This is a genomic window from Paraburkholderia sp. UCT31 (assembly GCF_014397655.1).
Classification (GTDB): domain Bacteria; phylum Pseudomonadota; class Gammaproteobacteria; order Burkholderiales; family Burkholderiaceae; genus Paraburkholderia; species Paraburkholderia tuberum.
This window is the reverse complement of sequence record NZ_VZQP01000036.1, coordinates 45,643-61,637: the sequence shown is the minus strand read 5'-3', so window position 1 is coordinate 61,637 and position 15,995 is coordinate 45,643. Positions and strand designations below refer to the sequence as shown.

The 15,995-nt window shown below is 59.2% G+C and carries 12 protein-coding genes and 3 pseudogenes; 6 read left to right on the top strand and 9 right to left on the bottom strand.

Going from position 1 to position 15,995, the window contains the following annotated elements; genetic code table 11:
* The first annotated feature begins 2 nt into the window (after positions 1–2).
* The gene (locus tag F6X40_RS26900; protein ID WP_187619994.1) at positions 3–248 is read left to right on the top strand and encodes a hypothetical protein; all 246 of its coding nucleotides are present in this window, start codon (positions 3–5) and stop codon (positions 246–248) included.
* Here F6X40_RS26900 and F6X40_RS26895 read toward each other — a convergent pair.
* From F6X40_RS26895 to F6X40_RS26875, 5 genes and pseudogenes are all read right to left on the bottom strand, one after another.
* Complete coding sequence (locus F6X40_RS26895; protein WP_187629871.1) at positions 149–922, bottom strand: hypothetical protein; 774 nt, start codon at positions 920–922, stop codon at positions 149–151. The genes F6X40_RS26900 and F6X40_RS26895 overlap by 100 nt on opposite strands.
* Positions 915–1,608 (bottom strand): annotated as a pseudogene (locus F6X40_RS26890) (protein mobD). The gene F6X40_RS26895 and the pseudogene F6X40_RS26890 overlap by 8 nt, the downstream one beginning before the upstream one ends.
* A gap of 9 nt (positions 1,609–1,617) precedes the next feature.
* Positions 1,618–2,082: a hypothetical protein gene (locus tag F6X40_RS26885; RefSeq protein WP_187629870.1), complete on the bottom strand. Its 465-nt coding sequence runs from the start codon at positions 2,080–2,082 to the stop codon at positions 1,618–1,620.
* A gap of 1,222 nt (positions 2,083–3,304) precedes the next feature.
* Entirely contained in the window at positions 3,305–4,657 is a 1,353-nt protein-coding gene (locus F6X40_RS26880) for an epoxide hydrolase family protein (protein WP_187629869.1), read from the bottom strand.
* A 239-nt stretch (positions 4,658–4,896) separates the two neighbouring features.
* Entirely contained in the window at positions 4,897–5,475 is a 579-nt protein-coding gene (locus F6X40_RS26875) for a hypothetical protein (RefSeq protein WP_222946173.1), read from the bottom strand.
* 31 nt (positions 5,476–5,506) lie between these two features.
* Between F6X40_RS26875 and F6X40_RS26870 the strand changes: the two are divergent.
* A pseudogene (locus tag F6X40_RS26870) lies at positions 5,507–5,785 on the top strand (DDE-type integrase/transposase/recombinase); the annotation flags it as partial.
* A 318-nt stretch (positions 5,786–6,103) separates the two neighbouring features.
* Here the strand turns inward: F6X40_RS26870 and F6X40_RS26865 are convergent.
* Positions 6,104–6,493, bottom strand: a pseudogene (locus F6X40_RS26865) (helix-turn-helix domain-containing protein); the annotation flags it as partial.
* 220 nt (positions 6,494–6,713) lie between these two features.
* Here F6X40_RS26865 and F6X40_RS26860 point away from each other — a divergent pair.
* The 3 genes from F6X40_RS26860 (at position 6,714) to F6X40_RS26850 (ending at position 9,641) form a co-directional block, all read left to right on the top strand.
* Positions 6,714–8,192, top strand: coding sequence for an aldehyde dehydrogenase (locus tag F6X40_RS26860; protein WP_187629868.1), 1,479 nt, complete (start codon positions 6,714–6,716; stop codon positions 8,190–8,192).
* A gap of 45 nt (positions 8,193–8,237) precedes the next feature.
* Positions 8,238–9,098: an oxidoreductase gene (locus F6X40_RS26855; RefSeq protein ID WP_187629867.1), complete on the top strand. Its 861-nt coding sequence runs from the start codon at positions 8,238–8,240 to the stop codon at positions 9,096–9,098.
* Between the two features lie 132 nt (positions 9,099–9,230).
* Positions 9,231–9,641 (top strand): VOC family protein, encoded by a 411-nt coding sequence (locus tag F6X40_RS26850; RefSeq protein WP_187629866.1) that lies wholly within the window; start codon positions 9,231–9,233, stop codon positions 9,639–9,641.
* 456 nt (positions 9,642–10,097) lie between these two features.
* Here the strand turns inward: F6X40_RS26850 and F6X40_RS26845 are convergent, their stop codons facing one another.
* Complete coding sequence (locus tag F6X40_RS26845; RefSeq protein WP_187629865.1) at positions 10,098–12,215, bottom strand: acetate--CoA ligase family protein; 2,118 nt, start codon at positions 12,213–12,215, stop codon at positions 10,098–10,100.
* Between the two features lie 23 nt (positions 12,216–12,238).
* On the bottom strand, positions 12,239–13,021 hold the full coding sequence (locus F6X40_RS26840; protein ID WP_187629864.1) for an enoyl-CoA hydratase/isomerase family protein: 783 nt from the start codon (positions 13,019–13,021) through the stop codon (positions 12,239–12,241).
* A gap of 286 nt (positions 13,022–13,307) precedes the next feature.
* Between F6X40_RS26840 and F6X40_RS26835 the strand changes: the two genes are divergently transcribed.
* Complete coding sequence (locus tag F6X40_RS26835; protein ID WP_187629863.1) at positions 13,308–14,639, top strand: MFS transporter; 1,332 nt, start codon at positions 13,308–13,310, stop codon at positions 14,637–14,639.
* Positions 14,640–14,652: 13 nt separating this feature from the next.
* Here the strand turns inward: F6X40_RS26835 and F6X40_RS26830 are convergent, their stop codons facing one another.
* A complete protein-coding gene (locus F6X40_RS26830) occupies positions 14,653–15,444 on the bottom strand; it encodes an IclR family transcriptional regulator (protein WP_187629862.1) in 792 nt (263 codons plus the stop codon).
* Positions 15,445–15,995: the final 551 nt, after the last annotated feature.

The window sequence follows — 15,995 nt, the reverse complement described above, 5'->3', positions numbered from 1 at the left end:
TCATGACCAACCGCATCCGCATGGCCGTGCTCACCATCAATGCCGAAGGCTCGCCCGACCTCTCCCTGACTTTCGTTGAAGCCACCGATCTGCAATACAACGAAGGCAAGCACTACGACATGGCCCTTGCCCGCGCCGAAGATGAAGGCTACCGGGCACCGATGATCGCCTTCGACCAGAACGACGCGGCTGCAGACGTGCTCCGCCACGCCGCTGAATTCATGGAGGGTGACACCGACGAGGTATAACCCATGCTGGCAGACGGCGAGCCGTCTGCCCGTATCCAATGGACGCCAGCCCACCATCCGGCCAGCCCGCCTGCGCCCGCGGCCAGCAGCATCACAATCAGTCCGCCGACGACCAGCCCATAGCACGCCCGCACGAGCCGCCGTAGGGCGACGCGCTCGAATGACGTGAGCGTCGTATCGATCCGTTTCTGTTGGTCACGTACGGCGACAGCCGTCGTCCCCACGAGCCGGTTACCGGCAACGCGGGCAATGTGATTCGCCGCCCGCTGCGTGAGTGTAGTCAGCGCCTCATCGGTCAGCGCCGCAAGCGCGGCCCGGTAGCGCGCCTCATGTTCATCGATCATCTGCCCGGCCAGTTCAATCGTGGCCTTGCAGCGCGCGAGCGCGTCACGATGCTGCGTCATCAACGCATCCGTCGCTGCCCGCGCCTCCGTCCGCACGACAACCAGACTGCCCGCGCCTGCCTGCCGGATGCGCTCCGGCATGGCCTCGTAGAGTCGCCCGTAGTGCTCGAGCATGACCAGCACAGACCACAGCGCATCGTTGTCGCGGAGGTTGAGCGCACTCGATACCCGACGCATTCGCAGCACACTGGCATCGTCGGGCGATTCGCCCGTGACGTCGAGAAACAGACAGGCGAGCTCGTCCACCGGCCTGCCCGGCCTGCTATCCATCGACCGTTACCTTGGCGAACATGGCATCGCACAACGAACGCCAACGCAATAGCTCGACCCGTTCACAGATATGCATCTGTCTCCGCTGCCTTGCGAATCGACATGCGCTGACTGCGAAGCTCGTCCGCGACCCGATCCGCAAGATCAGGAAAATCCAGTGAGTGACCGCGCGATTCGATGGAACGGCGAAGCTGCGACCCCTGATACAGCGTGAACTTGTCCGCCGGACCGAAGTAGCCATTGCGTACGACGTTTATCACCGCGTCCGGGAACGTCTCGTTGAAAGCGCTCAGCAATTCAAGGCTGTCGCGTTGCCGGTTGATCATCCACAGGACAACAAGCCGGCGCCGAAGCTCGCCAAGCGCGCCGGCCAGTGTCGCCCCGAACTGCTCAACACCCGTCTGGCTCCGCGCCGCCGTGTTGACAACGATCGCTGCGTCTCGTTGCTCGTCGCAGAAATTGACAAGGCCGATCCAGCCGTCTGCATCGTCCAGGTTATAGGCAATGCAGCGCATATCATCCTGGACTGCTTTCATCACGTCCGGGTTGGAGGTATCCGTTTCCACAAGCGCCGCATGAATATCCCGCCGTAGCAGATAATCGGCCAGCGCGAGCGCAACAAAACTCTTGCCTACGCCGCCCTTGCTGCCACCAACGAGATAGATGGGGTAAGTCGTCATGTCCATTTGAATCCTCTAAAGGTTCTCGGTGTCAGGCCTGATCTCGAATGAGAACGCGTCACGCATCACCATGCTTCCCGGCCTACTGACAATCTCTCCCGCATCCTGCTTTTGATTTTCTCTGACAGCCTCCGCGCGCGGTACATCGTCCTTGCTTACCTTCTTCGTACGAGGCGATGGTCCGGCATTGTCTCGTGCCGGTTCCTTTGCAGACTGTCGAGCTGGTTTGTCTTTCTTCGATGGGTATAACGCGTACTTGACAGAGCCAACGCTAAAATCAACGCCCTTCTTCCGTGCATGTTCAACGATTTCTTCCAGCGTATATCCCTTCTTCCTCACCGCACCGATTACCAGACGCATCTCTTTCATCGCATCGGTAATAGAGACGCGCTGCTCGGCCTCTGGCTTGACCGGCAGTGATTCCAGAGTGCGGACAAGCTCATCCCATTGCGCCCGGGTATAGCTTTTCGCAACTGGCATGGCTCGCTCCGTCGTGCTCTCTTTATCCCATCTTGTTCACTCGGGAAGACCTCGTCAACACCTGTTTTTGGCCGGATTTTCGCTATCGGAACGTCATGGAATCAGACGGATCGCGTTGGAATTAAAGAAATATTTTGGACACGTCTGGCACGAGCAACGGACCGGGCTGATGTCCGGAAAGACGTAGCGAAGGGATTCCGGACAAACTTCACGACGGCGCAGGCGCAGAACGATCACAGGCAACGGGCTGAATTGTTCTGGCCATCAGGATTCACACAATGGAACTGCGAGCCGATAGAGACACGATAGTCTCGCAGACTATATCCCTTACTCTACGAACTCCCGATAGCCCTGCCTGCATATCTTTGGGAAAGACCGGCGAGATTTTAGGAGACCAACAGCCGCCCGAAGCTGAATCGACGTTGCCGATTCAGCGCGTGCGATTACCGACTCCAGCCGCGGCCCTCGCAGACATCTGACATTCAGGTAGCGGCAGTGGACCGGATCACTACGCAGAAATCCGCCTGCCCAGTATGCAGACTCGTTCAATCGACATCCCGCACCATGAGATACGGTGTGCGGTCGAGCAAAGGAAGAACAGCGGATTCATGGGGTGCATCCCGCGGACGCATCTGGCCACCTTACGGAAATTCCCGGCCAACCTCGCTGAAAGCGCTTAGCCGGAAGATAAAAACGGACATTGAAACGAGGTATGGCAGGATAGGCTATCGCCGGTTTAGGGCGCCCATGTACCTCTTACAAGTACAACGTGCGTTGTCCAGCCCGTCGATGTTCCGCCGCGGCGGGTAGACGCAGCCGAATCCCCCGCCTTGGCAGGCAAACAGGATCTGGCCAATGGTCACTACACGATCGGCGAGACTCAACGCGCCAATCGCGAGTGAGACCAGCGCTTCGTCGCCGCAGACCTGCGGGAACTCGCGCACGTCGAACTGCTGGAGGCGGCGCAGGAGTGGTTCGAACCTCTGAGCGGAATGTGGGCGATGGTTTGCCGCGATAACCCGCCTTATCGCCGCGATCCTCTCCTGGGGGATATCAAGCCGCCACGTGCCGTGACAGCGGTTTTTGCCCTTCACGTAGCCGGCGAAGCGGCAGCTGAATTCACCCTCGTCACGTGGGCGGATTCTTGAACATCATGCGCCAACGCAAATCGGTGGCTTTGTTCTTATCGCACGCCAAAGGAAGCAGAACCTCCTCAGACCCGCTATGTGCGCAGCGGCCTCAGGCCCGCGCGAACCTCTTGCGCGAACAGGAGTGGCTGTTCCCACGCCGCGAAGTGGCCGCCCTTATCCGGCCTGTTGTAATAGATGAGGTTGTGATACGCCCGCTCTGTCCAACTCCGGGGGGCCTGATAGTTCTCACCGGGAAATGCGCTGATGGCAGCCGGAACGGAGATGTCGGCGGCGTTGTAAGGGTTGAAGTGCGACTCCCAATAGAAGCGAGCTGCGGAAATCCCCGTGTTCGTCAGCCAGTAGAGCGTGATGTCGTCGAGGACGTCGTCTCGCGTCAGATCGCCTGAAGCGTGTCCGTTGATCGTGCGGCCGAACACGGCCGACGTGAGTGCCGACGCCGGCTGGCCATAGCCGTCCGGGTGATCAAGCAGCCAGCTTGCCAGTGCGATGGGCGAGTCCGACAGTCCGTAGAGCGTCTGCGGGCGCGTGCCCTGCTCCAAAGCATAAGCGCGCCGCTTCGACAAGGCGCTGAGCATCTCGTAAGCGTGCTTTTCGTCGTCGGAAAGACTCGCGGGTGCCGGTTCGCCGGCTGCAAGTGCCTTGGCAATCTCGGGCGGAATCGTCGCCGGGAAGTTGGTGTGCATGCCCAGCAATTCCGGCGGCGCCTGTTTAGCCATCGTATTCGTGACAACCCCACCCAGATCGCCGCCTTGCGCCGCAAACTTCGCATATCCGAGACGCTTCATCAGCACGACCCAGGCACGCGCGGTGCGCTCCGGACCCCAGCCGGTTTCAGTAGGTTTGCCTGAAAATCCATAGCCCGGCAAAGACGGAACCACCAGATGAAAGGCGTCGGACTCGCTCGCGCCATATGCCGTCGGATTGGTCAGCGGACCGATGATCTTGAGCTGCTCGATTACTGAGCCGGGCCATCCATGCGTGACAACGAGCGGCATCGCGTTTTCATGCTTCGAACGAACGTGGATGAAATGGATGTCCACGCCATCGATCTCGGTGACGAAATTCGGCAGCGCGTTCAATCTCGCCTCGACCTTGCGCCAGTCGTAGTCAGTCGACCAATGGCGCGCGACTTCCTGGCTCATCGCGAGCGGCACGCCTTGCGAGTCGTCGGTGACGGTCTCCCGATCCGGCCAGCGCGTCGCCTTGATGCGTCGCCGCAAATCGATTAGTTGCGACTCAGGCGCATGGATATGCAGCGGACGAATGGCGGTCTTGTCGCCGCCAGTCGGCTGGGCAACGCCAGTGATTGTTTGATTCGTTTCCGCAAAAGCGAGCTGACTCAATGAGCCGGCCGCAACCGTTGCCGCTGCCACGCCAACAAAGCAACGGCGAGACGGCGATTGGGGAAGGATATTGTCTGACATAAGTTTTCCGGTTTTCGATGAGCCAGTCTCTCGATTAGTAGCGGGGTGATCTCCCGCGCTATTTATTGCGTTTGCGATCGTCGACCCAGAGTGCGCTGCGCCCCGTAGGGGCGTATTCGAACGCGCGCATGTATCGCCCCGGTTTGCTCGAAGGGCGCTGCTGCAGGCGCGTGTACCCACGCGCCATGCAGATACATTTCTATGCCAAGAAGAACCGTGTTCGCAAGAATATGAAGGCGTTAAGCGGTGGTTTCACCGCGAGTGAATTCGGCGGCGTGGAGTCTCACGAAGTCATGCACGCTCGTCGGCGCGTGGCCGGTGAGCTTGAACAGGTCATCGGTCATACGGTCGTATCGTCCTTGCGCATGAAGTTCCGCCATCACGGCCAGGTGATTGATGAGGTGCGCTGGCACGCCCGCCTCCCTGAGCTTGTCGGCCCACGCCGAGACCGGCACATCGCGGTAGCGGATGGTCCGGCCGAGTGCCGCAGAAAAGGCACGCGCGTGGTGTTCAAGATCGGCCGACTCAGATCCGGTCAAGTTATAAACATGGCCGATGTGTGGCGCCGGATCATCGAGGATCACCGATACGGCGTGCGCCACATCGACAGCCGAGATAGGCGAGGTGCGGCTGCTGCCCAGCGGCAACACCAGTTCATCGCGATCACGCACGCCTGCATCGGCGAGACGCAGCAAGAAACCTTCGAGAAAGACCGTAGGTCGCACCGTGACGACCGGCAGCCCAGACCATGCCAATACCTGCTCGGCAAGCCAGTGCAGCTTGTGTTGGGGGCTCTCGGTGGTCTCTGTGATGCTCATTTCCGTGACCGTCATCTGCGACATGTTCACGAAAAGCGGCGCCAATCTCGCCGCGCTCGAAGGGATCAATGCCGATCGTGAAGCGCCCATCAAGATCCGCCAGTCCAAGTATCTCAATAACCTGATCGAACAGGACCATCGGGCGATCAAGCGACGAACGCGGCCCATGCTGGGATTCAAAACCTTTCGCTGTGCCCGGATCCGTCTGGCCGGCATTGAAATCATGCACATGATCGTCGAAGGACAGATGAAATGTGCTCGCGGAATCTGTCCGTCCGCAGCCGATAAATTTTACGATCTCGCAATATAAGCAGTACTTCGCATATATAACTCGCTCCCCCTTGATCTTTACTGCGACAAAACCGTTTCTGATGGCTCAGCGACTCAGAATGCAATCAGACGGACGCGATAAAAAAACTTCGTTGAACGCGCGCTGCCTTCCCTTCCCCCGGATTACATCCCCCGGGGCAGTCCAGCGCGCTCAACGTCACGTTCCTGATTCCATAACTACATTGCGCATCCTGCTTGGACTAAGGCTCATGCAACGATGGCTCTCTCTTCCTGTACGGCAATAGAGCGCGCAACTAATTATATGACACAGTATGATTAGCGAAACCCGTTGGTTTTATCGGACCGACTCCAGATAGATCATCTCCTCTCGATCGGCCGCTGCCAGGCCTGAATTGATATGGCGTTCCTGCGCGATCTCGCGGATCAGGGGCGCAGCCACTTGGAGAATGGTCGAGCCGCTACCCATCGCGTGAGCAAGGCCCACCACAGGCACGCCAAGGCGATAAGCCTTACGTCCAGTGTCGTGCTCAAGATATCCCGCGGCAACCAGCGTTTGCGTGAGACGGCTGACCGTGGCCTTCGGCAACCTTGTTCGCTCGACAAGATCCCCGTTGCCGAGCAACGTCGCGCCTGGACCAAAAGCTCGCAGCAGTTCCAACCCCCGCTCAAGCGAGCGATTCGACGCTACCCCTCGACCGGGCTTCTGTATAGGTTTTCTTGTCGGCACCGGGACGATAATCCTCACGTCTTGCCTGCTTCAGGAAACGACTTTTGTCTGGCATTCCTATGCTTTGGTCTACTTGCCGCGTTTTCAGGCGTCGCTATTATTGCATTAACGATCTGACTCAGACATGTTACTAGCTTAATTCCACAGGGTGGAATTGATTGATGTCGCCAGCATTCAATTCATATTAGCCAAACTGCTCCAGCACCAAAGGATATTGCACATGACACAAAACAACTATGGAATGTGGGTCGATGGGGCCGTCTACCCGGCTAGCGGGAACGAGCGCATTCCGGTCACCAATCCTTACGATTTGCAGACATGGGGGTCGATTGCGGTGGCTACCGAAGCCGACGTCAAGTACGCCGTGCATTGCGCAGCGCGCTGCTTTCGCGAAACCTGGAGCAAGGTAAACGGTTATCAGCGCGGGCGCCTTCTCAATGTGCTGGCCGATCTTCTCGATACGCACGCAGAACGTCTGGCGGAGCTGGAAACCCGTAACAACGGGAAGTTGTACAAGGAGACGCTGACGCAGATGCGCTTTTGCGCACGCAGCTACCGCTATTACGCAGGTTGGGCTGACAAAATTCACGGCGAATACCTCCCGCTCGATAATCCGGATATCGTCGATATCTCGCATCACAGACCCTATGGCGTCGTCGCCCTTATTACGCCGTGGAATAGTCCGATGGCGCTGCTCGCCAACAAATTGGCGCCCGCCCTCGCCGCTGGCAACTGCGCCGTCGTGAAGCCGTCCGAATTCGCCTCGGTTACCACGCTCGAATTCGCTGCGCTCATTTCAGAAGCTGGTTTTCCGGCAGGAACGGTGAACGTGTTGACGGGCGACAGCGCAACCGGTACTGCATTGATCGATCACCCGGCAGTTCGCAAAGTTAGTTTTACAGGCGGTAACGTTGGCGGCCAGCGCGTGATGGAGCGCGCAAGCCGACGGCAAATCCCGGTTACGCTTGAACTGGGCGGCAAATCCCCCAACATCATTTTCGCCGATGCAAATCTGCCCCGCGCTATCAACGGTGCGATCGCCGGCATTTTCGCGGCAGGCGGCCAGACTTGCATCGCGGGATCGCGATTGCTTGTGCATGAGTGCATCTATCAGGAAGTGGTTGAGACGCTTACCGCACGCGCCGACCAGATCGTTCTCGGCAATCCAATGGCGCCCGCCACGCAGATGGGGCCGGTGGCCAACGCACCGCAACACGAACGCATCACCGCGATCATCAACCAGACTATAGGCAGCGGAGCAACGCTGGTCACACGCGGCCATAGTCTAGACGCAATGCCCACGACGGGATACTTTATCGCGCCAACCGTATTCGCTGATGTGAAGCCCGACATGTTCATTGCCAGAACTGAGGTATTCGGTCCGGTGCTGTCTATCCTGAAGTTTGCTGACGAGGAGGAAGCGATCTCGGTCGCGAACGACAACCCGTTCGGCCTGGCAGCTGGCATCTGGACTCAGGATGTCAGTCGTGCGCATCGGGTCGCACAGCGAATGGAGGCCGGTAACGTGTGGGTGAACACCTACCGCATGGGCGCTGTGCAGGCACCGTTCGGCGGCGTCAAGGGTAGCGGCTTTGGCAAGGAACGTGGCATCGAAGGGCTACGTTCATATCTTACGGTGCACAACCTGATGATCGATACGTCAACCCATGACGATGATCCATTTTCGATTCGCGCCTGACAATTTAAATCTTTTTACCGCTTCTCGAAATCTAGGAGAATTACCATGACTAACATCGGGAAAAACAACTTCAAGCGTGTCTGGTTCATTACCGGTGCCTCACGCGGCCTAGGCGCACTCATCGCCGAAGCGGCTCTCGCTGACGGAAACGCCGTCGTCGCAGCCGGTCGAAATGCTGCAGCAATCACCGAGCGACTGGGGGAATCCTCGGCGCTTTTATCTGCGGCGCTTGACGTGACAAATGAAGCACAGGCCAAAGCGGCGGTTAAGGCGGCAGTTGAGCAATTTGGTCGGATCGATGTGTTGATCAATAACGCGGGGTTTGGTTTGCTGGGGGCTATCGAAGAGTCTAGCGACGCCGATGTGCGCCATATGTACGACACCAACGTTTTCGGGCTGTTGAATGTCACGCGCGCCGTGTTGCCCGTGATGCGTTCGCAGCGTGCGGGCCACGTCATCAACATTTCTTCAATCGGCGGCTATCGCGCAGGCGCCGGATTCGGTGCTTATTCTTCGACCAAGTTTGCAGTCGAAGGGCTGACCGAGTCCTTGCGAGCGGAGCTGAAGCCACTCGGTATTTACGCTACGGTCGTGGAACCCGGATACTTCCGTACGGACTTTCTCGACGCTTCGTCGCTGAAAGTTGCCCGGGAAGTGATCCCTGACTATGACGAGACGTCGGGCAACGTACGCAGGGTTGCCGCGAAGATCAACCACAGTCAGCCAGGCGACCCTGCGAAGTTGGCGAAAGCCATGGTTGAGTTGGTCGACGCGCCAGCGCCTCCATTGCGCTTGCCACTGGGCACCGACACGCTTAAAGCAATCTCTGAGAAAAACGCCTATGTGACGCAAGAGACCGAGACCTGGAAAGCGCTGTCCGCGTCGACTGACTTTTCTGCTTCATAGTGTTTCGTTTGATCGGGCACGCACCAAGCGTTATAGCGAAAGCAAGCGCGTCAAACACGGCACGCCACGCTTTAGCGGCGTTTTGTTTTGCATGGAGCCGCCTGAACTGCTCGTACAACAAGGAATCCAAACATGAATACTGAATCGCTGACTTGCGGCATTGATCATCTGGGACTTACTGTTCAAGCTCTCGATGTGACGCGTGATTTTTTCGTCAACTGTCTTGGGTGGAAAGAGGTCGGGGCGAAACCTGCCTATCCGGCCGTGTTCGTCTCGGACGGACACGTCCTCCTGACGCTATGGCAGCAGAAAGATGAGCCGAACAAGGTCGAATTTGACCGCAAGAAGAATGTCGGGCTCCATCATCTCGCACTTCGGGCTGCCAGCGAGGAAGCATTCGCCACAATCTTCGAGCGGGTGGCAGCATGGCCAGGCGTCAAGGTGGAGTTCGCGCCGGAGGACTTAGGCAGCGGTCCGAAGCAGCACACCATGGTGTACGAACCCGGTGGCATCCGGCTGGAGTTCGATCTGGATCCCTGTTGACACGGGACATCCTCCGCATTATCGATGCGGCTATTTTGCATGATGCGGGTGAAAGCGCCCATCGAGGAGAACACTCGATGATTAGCACGCGAGGGGCTACTGAAGTCGGGATCAAGGGGTCGACCCGATACGATAATTCGACGAGACGCGATATCCGAACACGTCATCAATGCCTCAAAGGCCGCACGGCACCGCGGCTGCAACGAAGAACTCGACATGCCGCGATGCGGCCGACGCCTGCTTGACCTCGAACGCGTAATCGGGGCTATCCTCCTTGTCGTGCGAGATGAGGCGGATCCCCCGCAGAGCCGCCTGCGGCAACGTTCCGAGGCTCTGCGGGTTTCGCGTAACGCCCGATTCTGTAAATCTTTGACCAACATCGATTTTTAGGTCTGGTTTTCGCGCGGCTGTTCGGCAAGGCGCCGTGCTGGCATTTCCACCAGCCGGCGCCGCTTGTCAGTCAACCTTCGCGGTTTTCAGCCGAGCGAGCACGGCCACCCCGTCCGCTGCCTTCACACCTTGTCCTGCAGGAAGCACAAACACGGGATTGATTTCCGCCTCGACGATGCGGTCCCCGAGTTGCGCGGCCATCTCCGAAAACGCGACGATCGCCTCCACGAGTGCATCGACGTCGGCACGCACGCTGCCCCGGTAGCCATCAAGCAAGGGCCAGGTCTTCAGTTCATGCAGCATCTGCATCGCATCGTCACGAGTCAACGCAGCGCCGTCCGGGAGCAGTCGCATCGTCGTATCCTTGAACAGTTCGGCCGTGACCCCTCCCATGCCGAGCAGCATCGCGGTGCCAAGCGAGTCGCGATGCAGGCCGAAGATCAGTTCGACGCCACCGGTCACCATTTCCTGAACGAGGAAAGCTTTCGGTACGATGCCAGTCGCCGTTTGAACGTCAAAGCGCATCCGTTCGAGTCGCGCATCAATCGTGTCAACGCTCAACCCCACGGCGACACCGCCCACCTCGCTTTTGTGGGTGATTTCATTGGACAACAGCTTGAGCACGACCTTATCGCCAAACTCATGCGCTGCTGCCTTCGCCTCGCCCGCATTCGTCACGATCCGTTCGCGCACTGGCGTGATGCCGAACCGGCTGAACAACGTCTTGGCCTGCGCTTCATTGAGGGAGCCAACCGGAAGGTCATCCAGTAGAACCGGCTTGTTGGGCATTGGCTTAATCTGCCGCGCAAAGCCAAGCCGATTTTCGGTGTGCCGCCACATCGCGCCAAGTGCCACCGCCACACTCTCTGGGTCGACGAAAGCGGGCACCCCCTGACGATTGAGCAACGCGGTGACTTCCGGCGCGTGCGGACTCACGAATACAACCAGCGGCTTGTCGCTGCCTGGCAGCGAATCGCGAATCGCACCGGCCATCAGATCCGGCATCGCCAGACCGGACGACCCCACGATCACGACCACTGCGTCATAACCCGGGCTTGCCAGCAAGGTCCGAATCGCACCGCGCAGAAGGACCGGCTGAAGTCCGGCCAACGTGACGTCGATCGGGTTGCGATCGAGCACGGCATGATCGCCAGTCTGCAGCGCACGCAATGCGGCCGCAGTGGCCTCGTCGGGCGCGGGCGTGTCAAAGCCGCCCATGCCGAGGCTGTCGGTCACCAGCGTACCGGCGCCGCCGGTCGAGGTCAGAATGGCGACGCGTTTTCCCGACAACGGTCGACGTACGGCAAGCGCAGCCGGAATATCCAGCAGATCCGAGAACTTCTCCGCGCGGATCGCGCCGAGTTGCTGAAACAGCGCGTCATACATCCGGTCAGCTCCCGCCAGCGCGCCGGTATGCGAAACAGCCGAGCGCGCTCCCGATTCCGAGCGCCCGATCTTGAAGACAACAATCGGCTTGCCTGCTGCCGCCGCGCGCAATGCGGCCTGGCGGAAGCGCTCAGGATGGCGTAGCCCTTCCATGTACAACGCGATTACCGAGGTGGCGTCGTCATCGACGAGATAGTCGACGAAATCGGCCACGTCGAGATCAGCTTCATTGCTCGTCGACACCAGCTTGGACAGACCGATACCGCGGGCCGCCGCCCTCGACAGCAGCGAGCCCAGAATGCCGCCGCTCTGGGAGACGACGCCGATGCCACCCCCAGTGAATGACGAAGTCTCGAGTGCGCCGCTCGCGGACAGCATGATGCCCTCGGTCAGGTTCACCAGTCCGATCGTATTGGGACCGAGCAGGCGCATCGAGCCGGCAGCTTCTATCAGTTCCGACTGCCGCCGCGCGCCCTCTTCGCCTGTCTCCGCGTAGCCGCTGGCCAGCACCATAGCCGCACCTGTGCCAATGCGTGCCAGTTCGCTGACCGCCACATACGCGCGCTCGGCGCCGAGCAACACGATGCCGACATCCGGCGCTTCGGGCAGCGATGCGACGTCCGGATAACAACGCAGGCCGTCGATCGTTTCGTAGCGCGGGTTGACGGGATAGATCTGTCCATTGAACCCGTGCTTCTTCAGATAGGCTACGGGGCGACCGGACGTCTTCGCAGCATCGGCGGACGCACCGATGACAGCCACGCTGCGCGGGCTAACAAGGCGTGAAATTGCGTTCATCTTGACCACTCCACTCATGACGTTCACCGGCTCTTGTTCAAAAAATCGAGGACCGATTCCCGATGCTCATGGCTCGTATAGCAGACCGCCTGCGCCTGACTGCCCTGTGCAAAGACCTGATGCGCCGACAGCTCGTAACTCTGGTTCAGGATCGACTTGCCGAGCGCGAGCGCCGTCGGCGAGCCTTGGCTGAGTTCTTCTGCCCACGCCTGCGCATCGGCGAGAAGCGCGTCCGGATGACTCACGCTATCGGCAATCCCGAGAGTCAGAGCCTCCGGCGCCTCGACCTTGCGGCCGCTGAAGATCAGTTCCTTGGCCCGCGAAAGGCCCACCCGGCGCGGCAGAAAATACATACCGCCGCCATCGGGAATCAGCCCGCGCTTGATGTAACTCCAAGCAAAGCTGGCCTGCTCCGACGCCACGACAAAGTCGCAACTGAGCGCCATATCGGCACCGAGGCCCGCCGCCGCGCCGTTCACAGCGGCAATGGTTGGCTTCGGCATGGAGAACAGCAGATTCACTGTGTGATGCACGCGTTGCTGGCGCGACCATCCGTTGAATGCCATCTCGCCCGCAGGCGCCTCCATCCGCTTTGCCATGCCACTAACGTCACCGCCCGCACAAAATCCTTTTCCATTGCCGGTCAGAACGACGGCGCGAACCTCGGGGTCTGTCGACACCCGACTCAACGCCTCAATGAGTTCCGTACGCATATCGTCGGAAATGGCGTTGCGCTTTTCAGGGCGATTCAGTGTGATCGTCGCGACGTGCGACGTGATGGTCAGTTCAATGTTTGATGTGCTCATGACTCTACCTTTCAGGAACAATTGCTGGCGAACGGCGGTATCAGCAGTCCTGCCATCCGTCGATCGATATTAGGCACAGTAATCGTCGCCGGACGGAAAGGCACCCCACGCGTTCCACTGTGTGAAACCACAACGTGTCCGGAGACGCCGCCGGTAACCGAGCCGTTCCACTCTGTGAAACCGACCTCTTGGCAGGCCCTGTATGTCGCCCATAATTGGTCCACATGCAAACGCCGCGTCGAGCCCATCGGGACGAGCGGCGCTACGATATAAAGACGGAGACATCATGCAAGCAGCCCGGACGACATTGATTGAGCCGCAAGCGCTAGAGCCGCATGCGGACGCACGTGGCATTTATCGCAGGGTTACCTGGCGGCTGCTGCCCTTCCTGTTTGTCTGCTACGTGTTCGCCTACCTTGACCGGGCCAATATCGGCTTCGCGCACCTGCAGTTTTCGCGCGACATTGGCATGTCGGAGGCTGCTTTCGGGCTAGGCGTGGGGCTGTTCTACGCCGGCTATATGCTTTTCGAAGTGCCGAGCAACCTGTGGCTTCAACGGGTCGGCGTGCGGAGCACCCTGCTGCGTATCATGGTGTTGTGGGGCCTCGTGTCAACGGCAACGGCTTTCGTACAGACCCCTACCCAGTTCTATATCGCGCGCGTTCTCCTGGGTGCCGCTGAAGCAGGCTTCTTCCCAGGTGTGATTCTCTACTTCACCTACTGGTTTCCGTCCGCTCGCCGTGCTCGCATCACGTCAATTTTCATGACGGCCATCTGTGTGTCCGGGATCATCAGCGGCCCCTTGTCCGGATTGATCCTTCATAGCCTGTCAGGGGTCGGCAACCTCAGGGGATGGCAGTGGATGTTCGTGATCGAAGGCCTGCCTTCGGTTGTCGCGGGGTTCTTCGCGTATGTCTACCTCACTGACAGGCCCGAACAGGCCACATGGTTGAGCCCGGCTGAGAAGGAGTTCCTGATCGGTGAGCTGAAAAGGGAGGCGCTCGCCAAGACTGAACGGGCACAGGCGTCCATCTGGGTAGCACTCAGGGAGCCGAAGTTCTGGGCATTGACCCTCGCTTACTTCAGCGTGCCCTGGGCGAGCATTGTTGTGCATATCTGGGCCCCGAGTGTGATCCAGAAGAGCGGCGTGACCAACTTCTGGCACATTGGCTTGTTGTCCGCAATTCCGTACATTGCCGGCGCCATCGCGATGTACCTTCTTGGCAGGAACTCGGATCGCATGCTTGAGCGGCGGTGGCACTTCATGGCTAGCGCGCTCCTTGCGGCACTCGGCGTTGTGTTTCTCCCGTATGCTGCAAACAATCTGGTTCTGCTGATGGTGATGTTGTGCATCGCGACGGCCGGCTATCTGGGGATGCTGTCGCTGTTCTGGACAATCCCTCCGGCATATCTGTCCAGCACCGTCGCAGCTAGCGGGATCGGCCTTATCAGTAGCCTCGGCCAGTTCGGTGGCATTTCGGCGCCGACAGTCATTGGATTCGCGTCCGCACACTTTGGAAGCAGCACCATCGGGCTATACGCTGTAGCGATTGTTTCCGTGCTGGGCGGCCTGGCGGTGGTGCTGGGTATTCCAGCTCGCGCCATCAATGAACGGTAGCCCCGCTGATCTGTCAACTTTCGATCCTGATGACTTCGGCCAGGATCTGATCGCGCAATCTGAGCAGGGGCGCTGCCAACTCCACGACAATGGTCTGGATGGGCTCGGCCGAACGCACACTGAAGTTTACGACAACGGTGCGGTGCCCGGAGATCATTAGCGGTACAGCGATCGCCACCACCTCTGGCTGCCAGCTTGCCCCGCAGAAGCCGCGGGCGTGGACACTGACTATGGCCTCCACGATTTCCGCCTGGATTCGTGCCCATTGGCCACGTTCCCGTTTTTCGAATCTTGCCATCATCCTGTCGAAGTCCTCTCTCGATAGCGTCGCCAGATGCGCGCGCCCGAGCGCTGTCAGGTCCATCGGAATACGTTGTCCAGACACGACCGTTCGCAAGGACGCGCGTTGGTTGTAGCGGATAGACTCCAGATAGACCATGTCTTCGCGATCGGCGGCAGCGAGTCCTACATTGATGCGATGCTCCTGGGCGGCAGCACGCATCAATGGGCCGGCAGCAAGGAGAATTGTCGAGCCGCTGCGCATTGCCTGCGCGACGCTTAAAACGGGTACGCCAAGCCGATATGCCTTGCGACCGACATCATGCTCGAGATAGCCAGCCTCAGCGAGCGTGCGCGTGAGGCGACTTACCGTTGCCTTTGCCAAACCGGTGCGTTCGACGAGGTCTCCATTGCCGAGCAATGCTGCCCCCGGGCCAAACGCACTCAATATTTCAAGGCCACGCTCGAGTGAGCGGTTTGACACTGTGCCCCGCGATTGCTTTTGAGGTGCCTTTCGGTCCGGCATCGAACAGCCTCCAGGAAATTGCGGCTCCCGCAATCGGTGTTGCCCCGCGCTCTTTGACTTCGATTGGGGCGCCAAGAACTGCATTATCGACCCACCTGCCGAGTTTAGCCGCAGCTTTACAGAACGAACCTCCGTTTCATTGAGCTATCGCGCTTAAGCATGGCTTGCGTATCACAAAGGTCTGCGACGGTCAGACGATCAGCCCACACGGTATCTACACCATATGCAGCCAATGGGCACCGAGCCAATACAAAGTCGCGTGCATCATGCCGACAAGACAGGAGACGACATCATGATCCAACATTCCGAAACCCGCGACGAATTTAAGCCGCACGTTGGTGCCGGCCGGCTGGGATAGCGGATTGCCCAACGCTCGCAGCACAGTCGACTTCGACACTCCCGCTGCACGGTTGCACATGCGTCAAAACGCGTGCGCCCGGCCCTTTGTATTGCTTTCAGATACGATAACGTCAAGTGCGCTCGCGTACGTCCAATCACCGCAGGTCCGCTGGCTCGAATTGTTTGCACGGCAGTGCGGGGCACGAACACAC

What these genes read in the sequence shown, in the direction of transcription:
- F6X40_RS26900 (WP_187619994.1), top strand. Translation starts at nt 3, where the DNA reads ATGACCAACCGCATCCGCATGGCCGTGCTCACCATCAATGCCGAAGGC.
- F6X40_RS26860 (WP_187629868.1), top strand. Translation starts at nt 6,714, where the DNA reads ATGACACAAAACAACTATGGAATGTGGGTCGATGGGGCCGTCTACCCG.
- F6X40_RS26830 (WP_187629862.1), bottom strand. Translation starts at nt 15,444, where the DNA reads ATGCCGGACCGAAAGGCACCTCAAAAGCAATCGCGGGGCACAGTGTCA.
- F6X40_RS26875 (WP_222946173.1), bottom strand. Translation starts at nt 5,475, where the DNA reads ATGAGCATCACAGAGACCACCGAGAGCCCCCAACACAAGCTGCACTGG.
- F6X40_RS26885 (WP_187629870.1), bottom strand. Translation starts at nt 2,082, where the DNA reads ATGCCAGTTGCGAAAAGCTATACCCGGGCGCAATGGGATGAGCTTGTC.
- F6X40_RS26835 (WP_187629863.1), top strand. Translation starts at nt 13,308, where the DNA reads ATGCAAGCAGCCCGGACGACATTGATTGAGCCGCAAGCGCTAGAGCCG.
- F6X40_RS26895 (WP_187629871.1), bottom strand. Translation starts at nt 922, where the DNA reads ATGGATAGCAGGCCGGGCAGGCCGGTGGACGAGCTCGCCTGTCTGTTT.
- F6X40_RS26855 (WP_187629867.1), top strand. Translation starts at nt 8,238, where the DNA reads ATGACTAACATCGGGAAAAACAACTTCAAGCGTGTCTGGTTCATTACC.
- F6X40_RS26850 (WP_187629866.1), top strand. Translation starts at nt 9,231, where the DNA reads ATGAATACTGAATCGCTGACTTGCGGCATTGATCATCTGGGACTTACT.
- F6X40_RS26845 (WP_187629865.1), bottom strand. Translation starts at nt 12,215, where the DNA reads ATGAACGCAATTTCACGCCTTGTTAGCCCGCGCAGCGTGGCTGTCATC.
- F6X40_RS26840 (WP_187629864.1), bottom strand. Translation starts at nt 13,021, where the DNA reads ATGAGCACATCAAACATTGAACTGACCATCACGTCGCACGTCGCGACG.
- F6X40_RS26880 (WP_187629869.1), bottom strand. Translation starts at nt 4,657, where the DNA reads ATGTCAGACAATATCCTTCCCCAATCGCCGTCTCGCCGTTGCTTTGTT.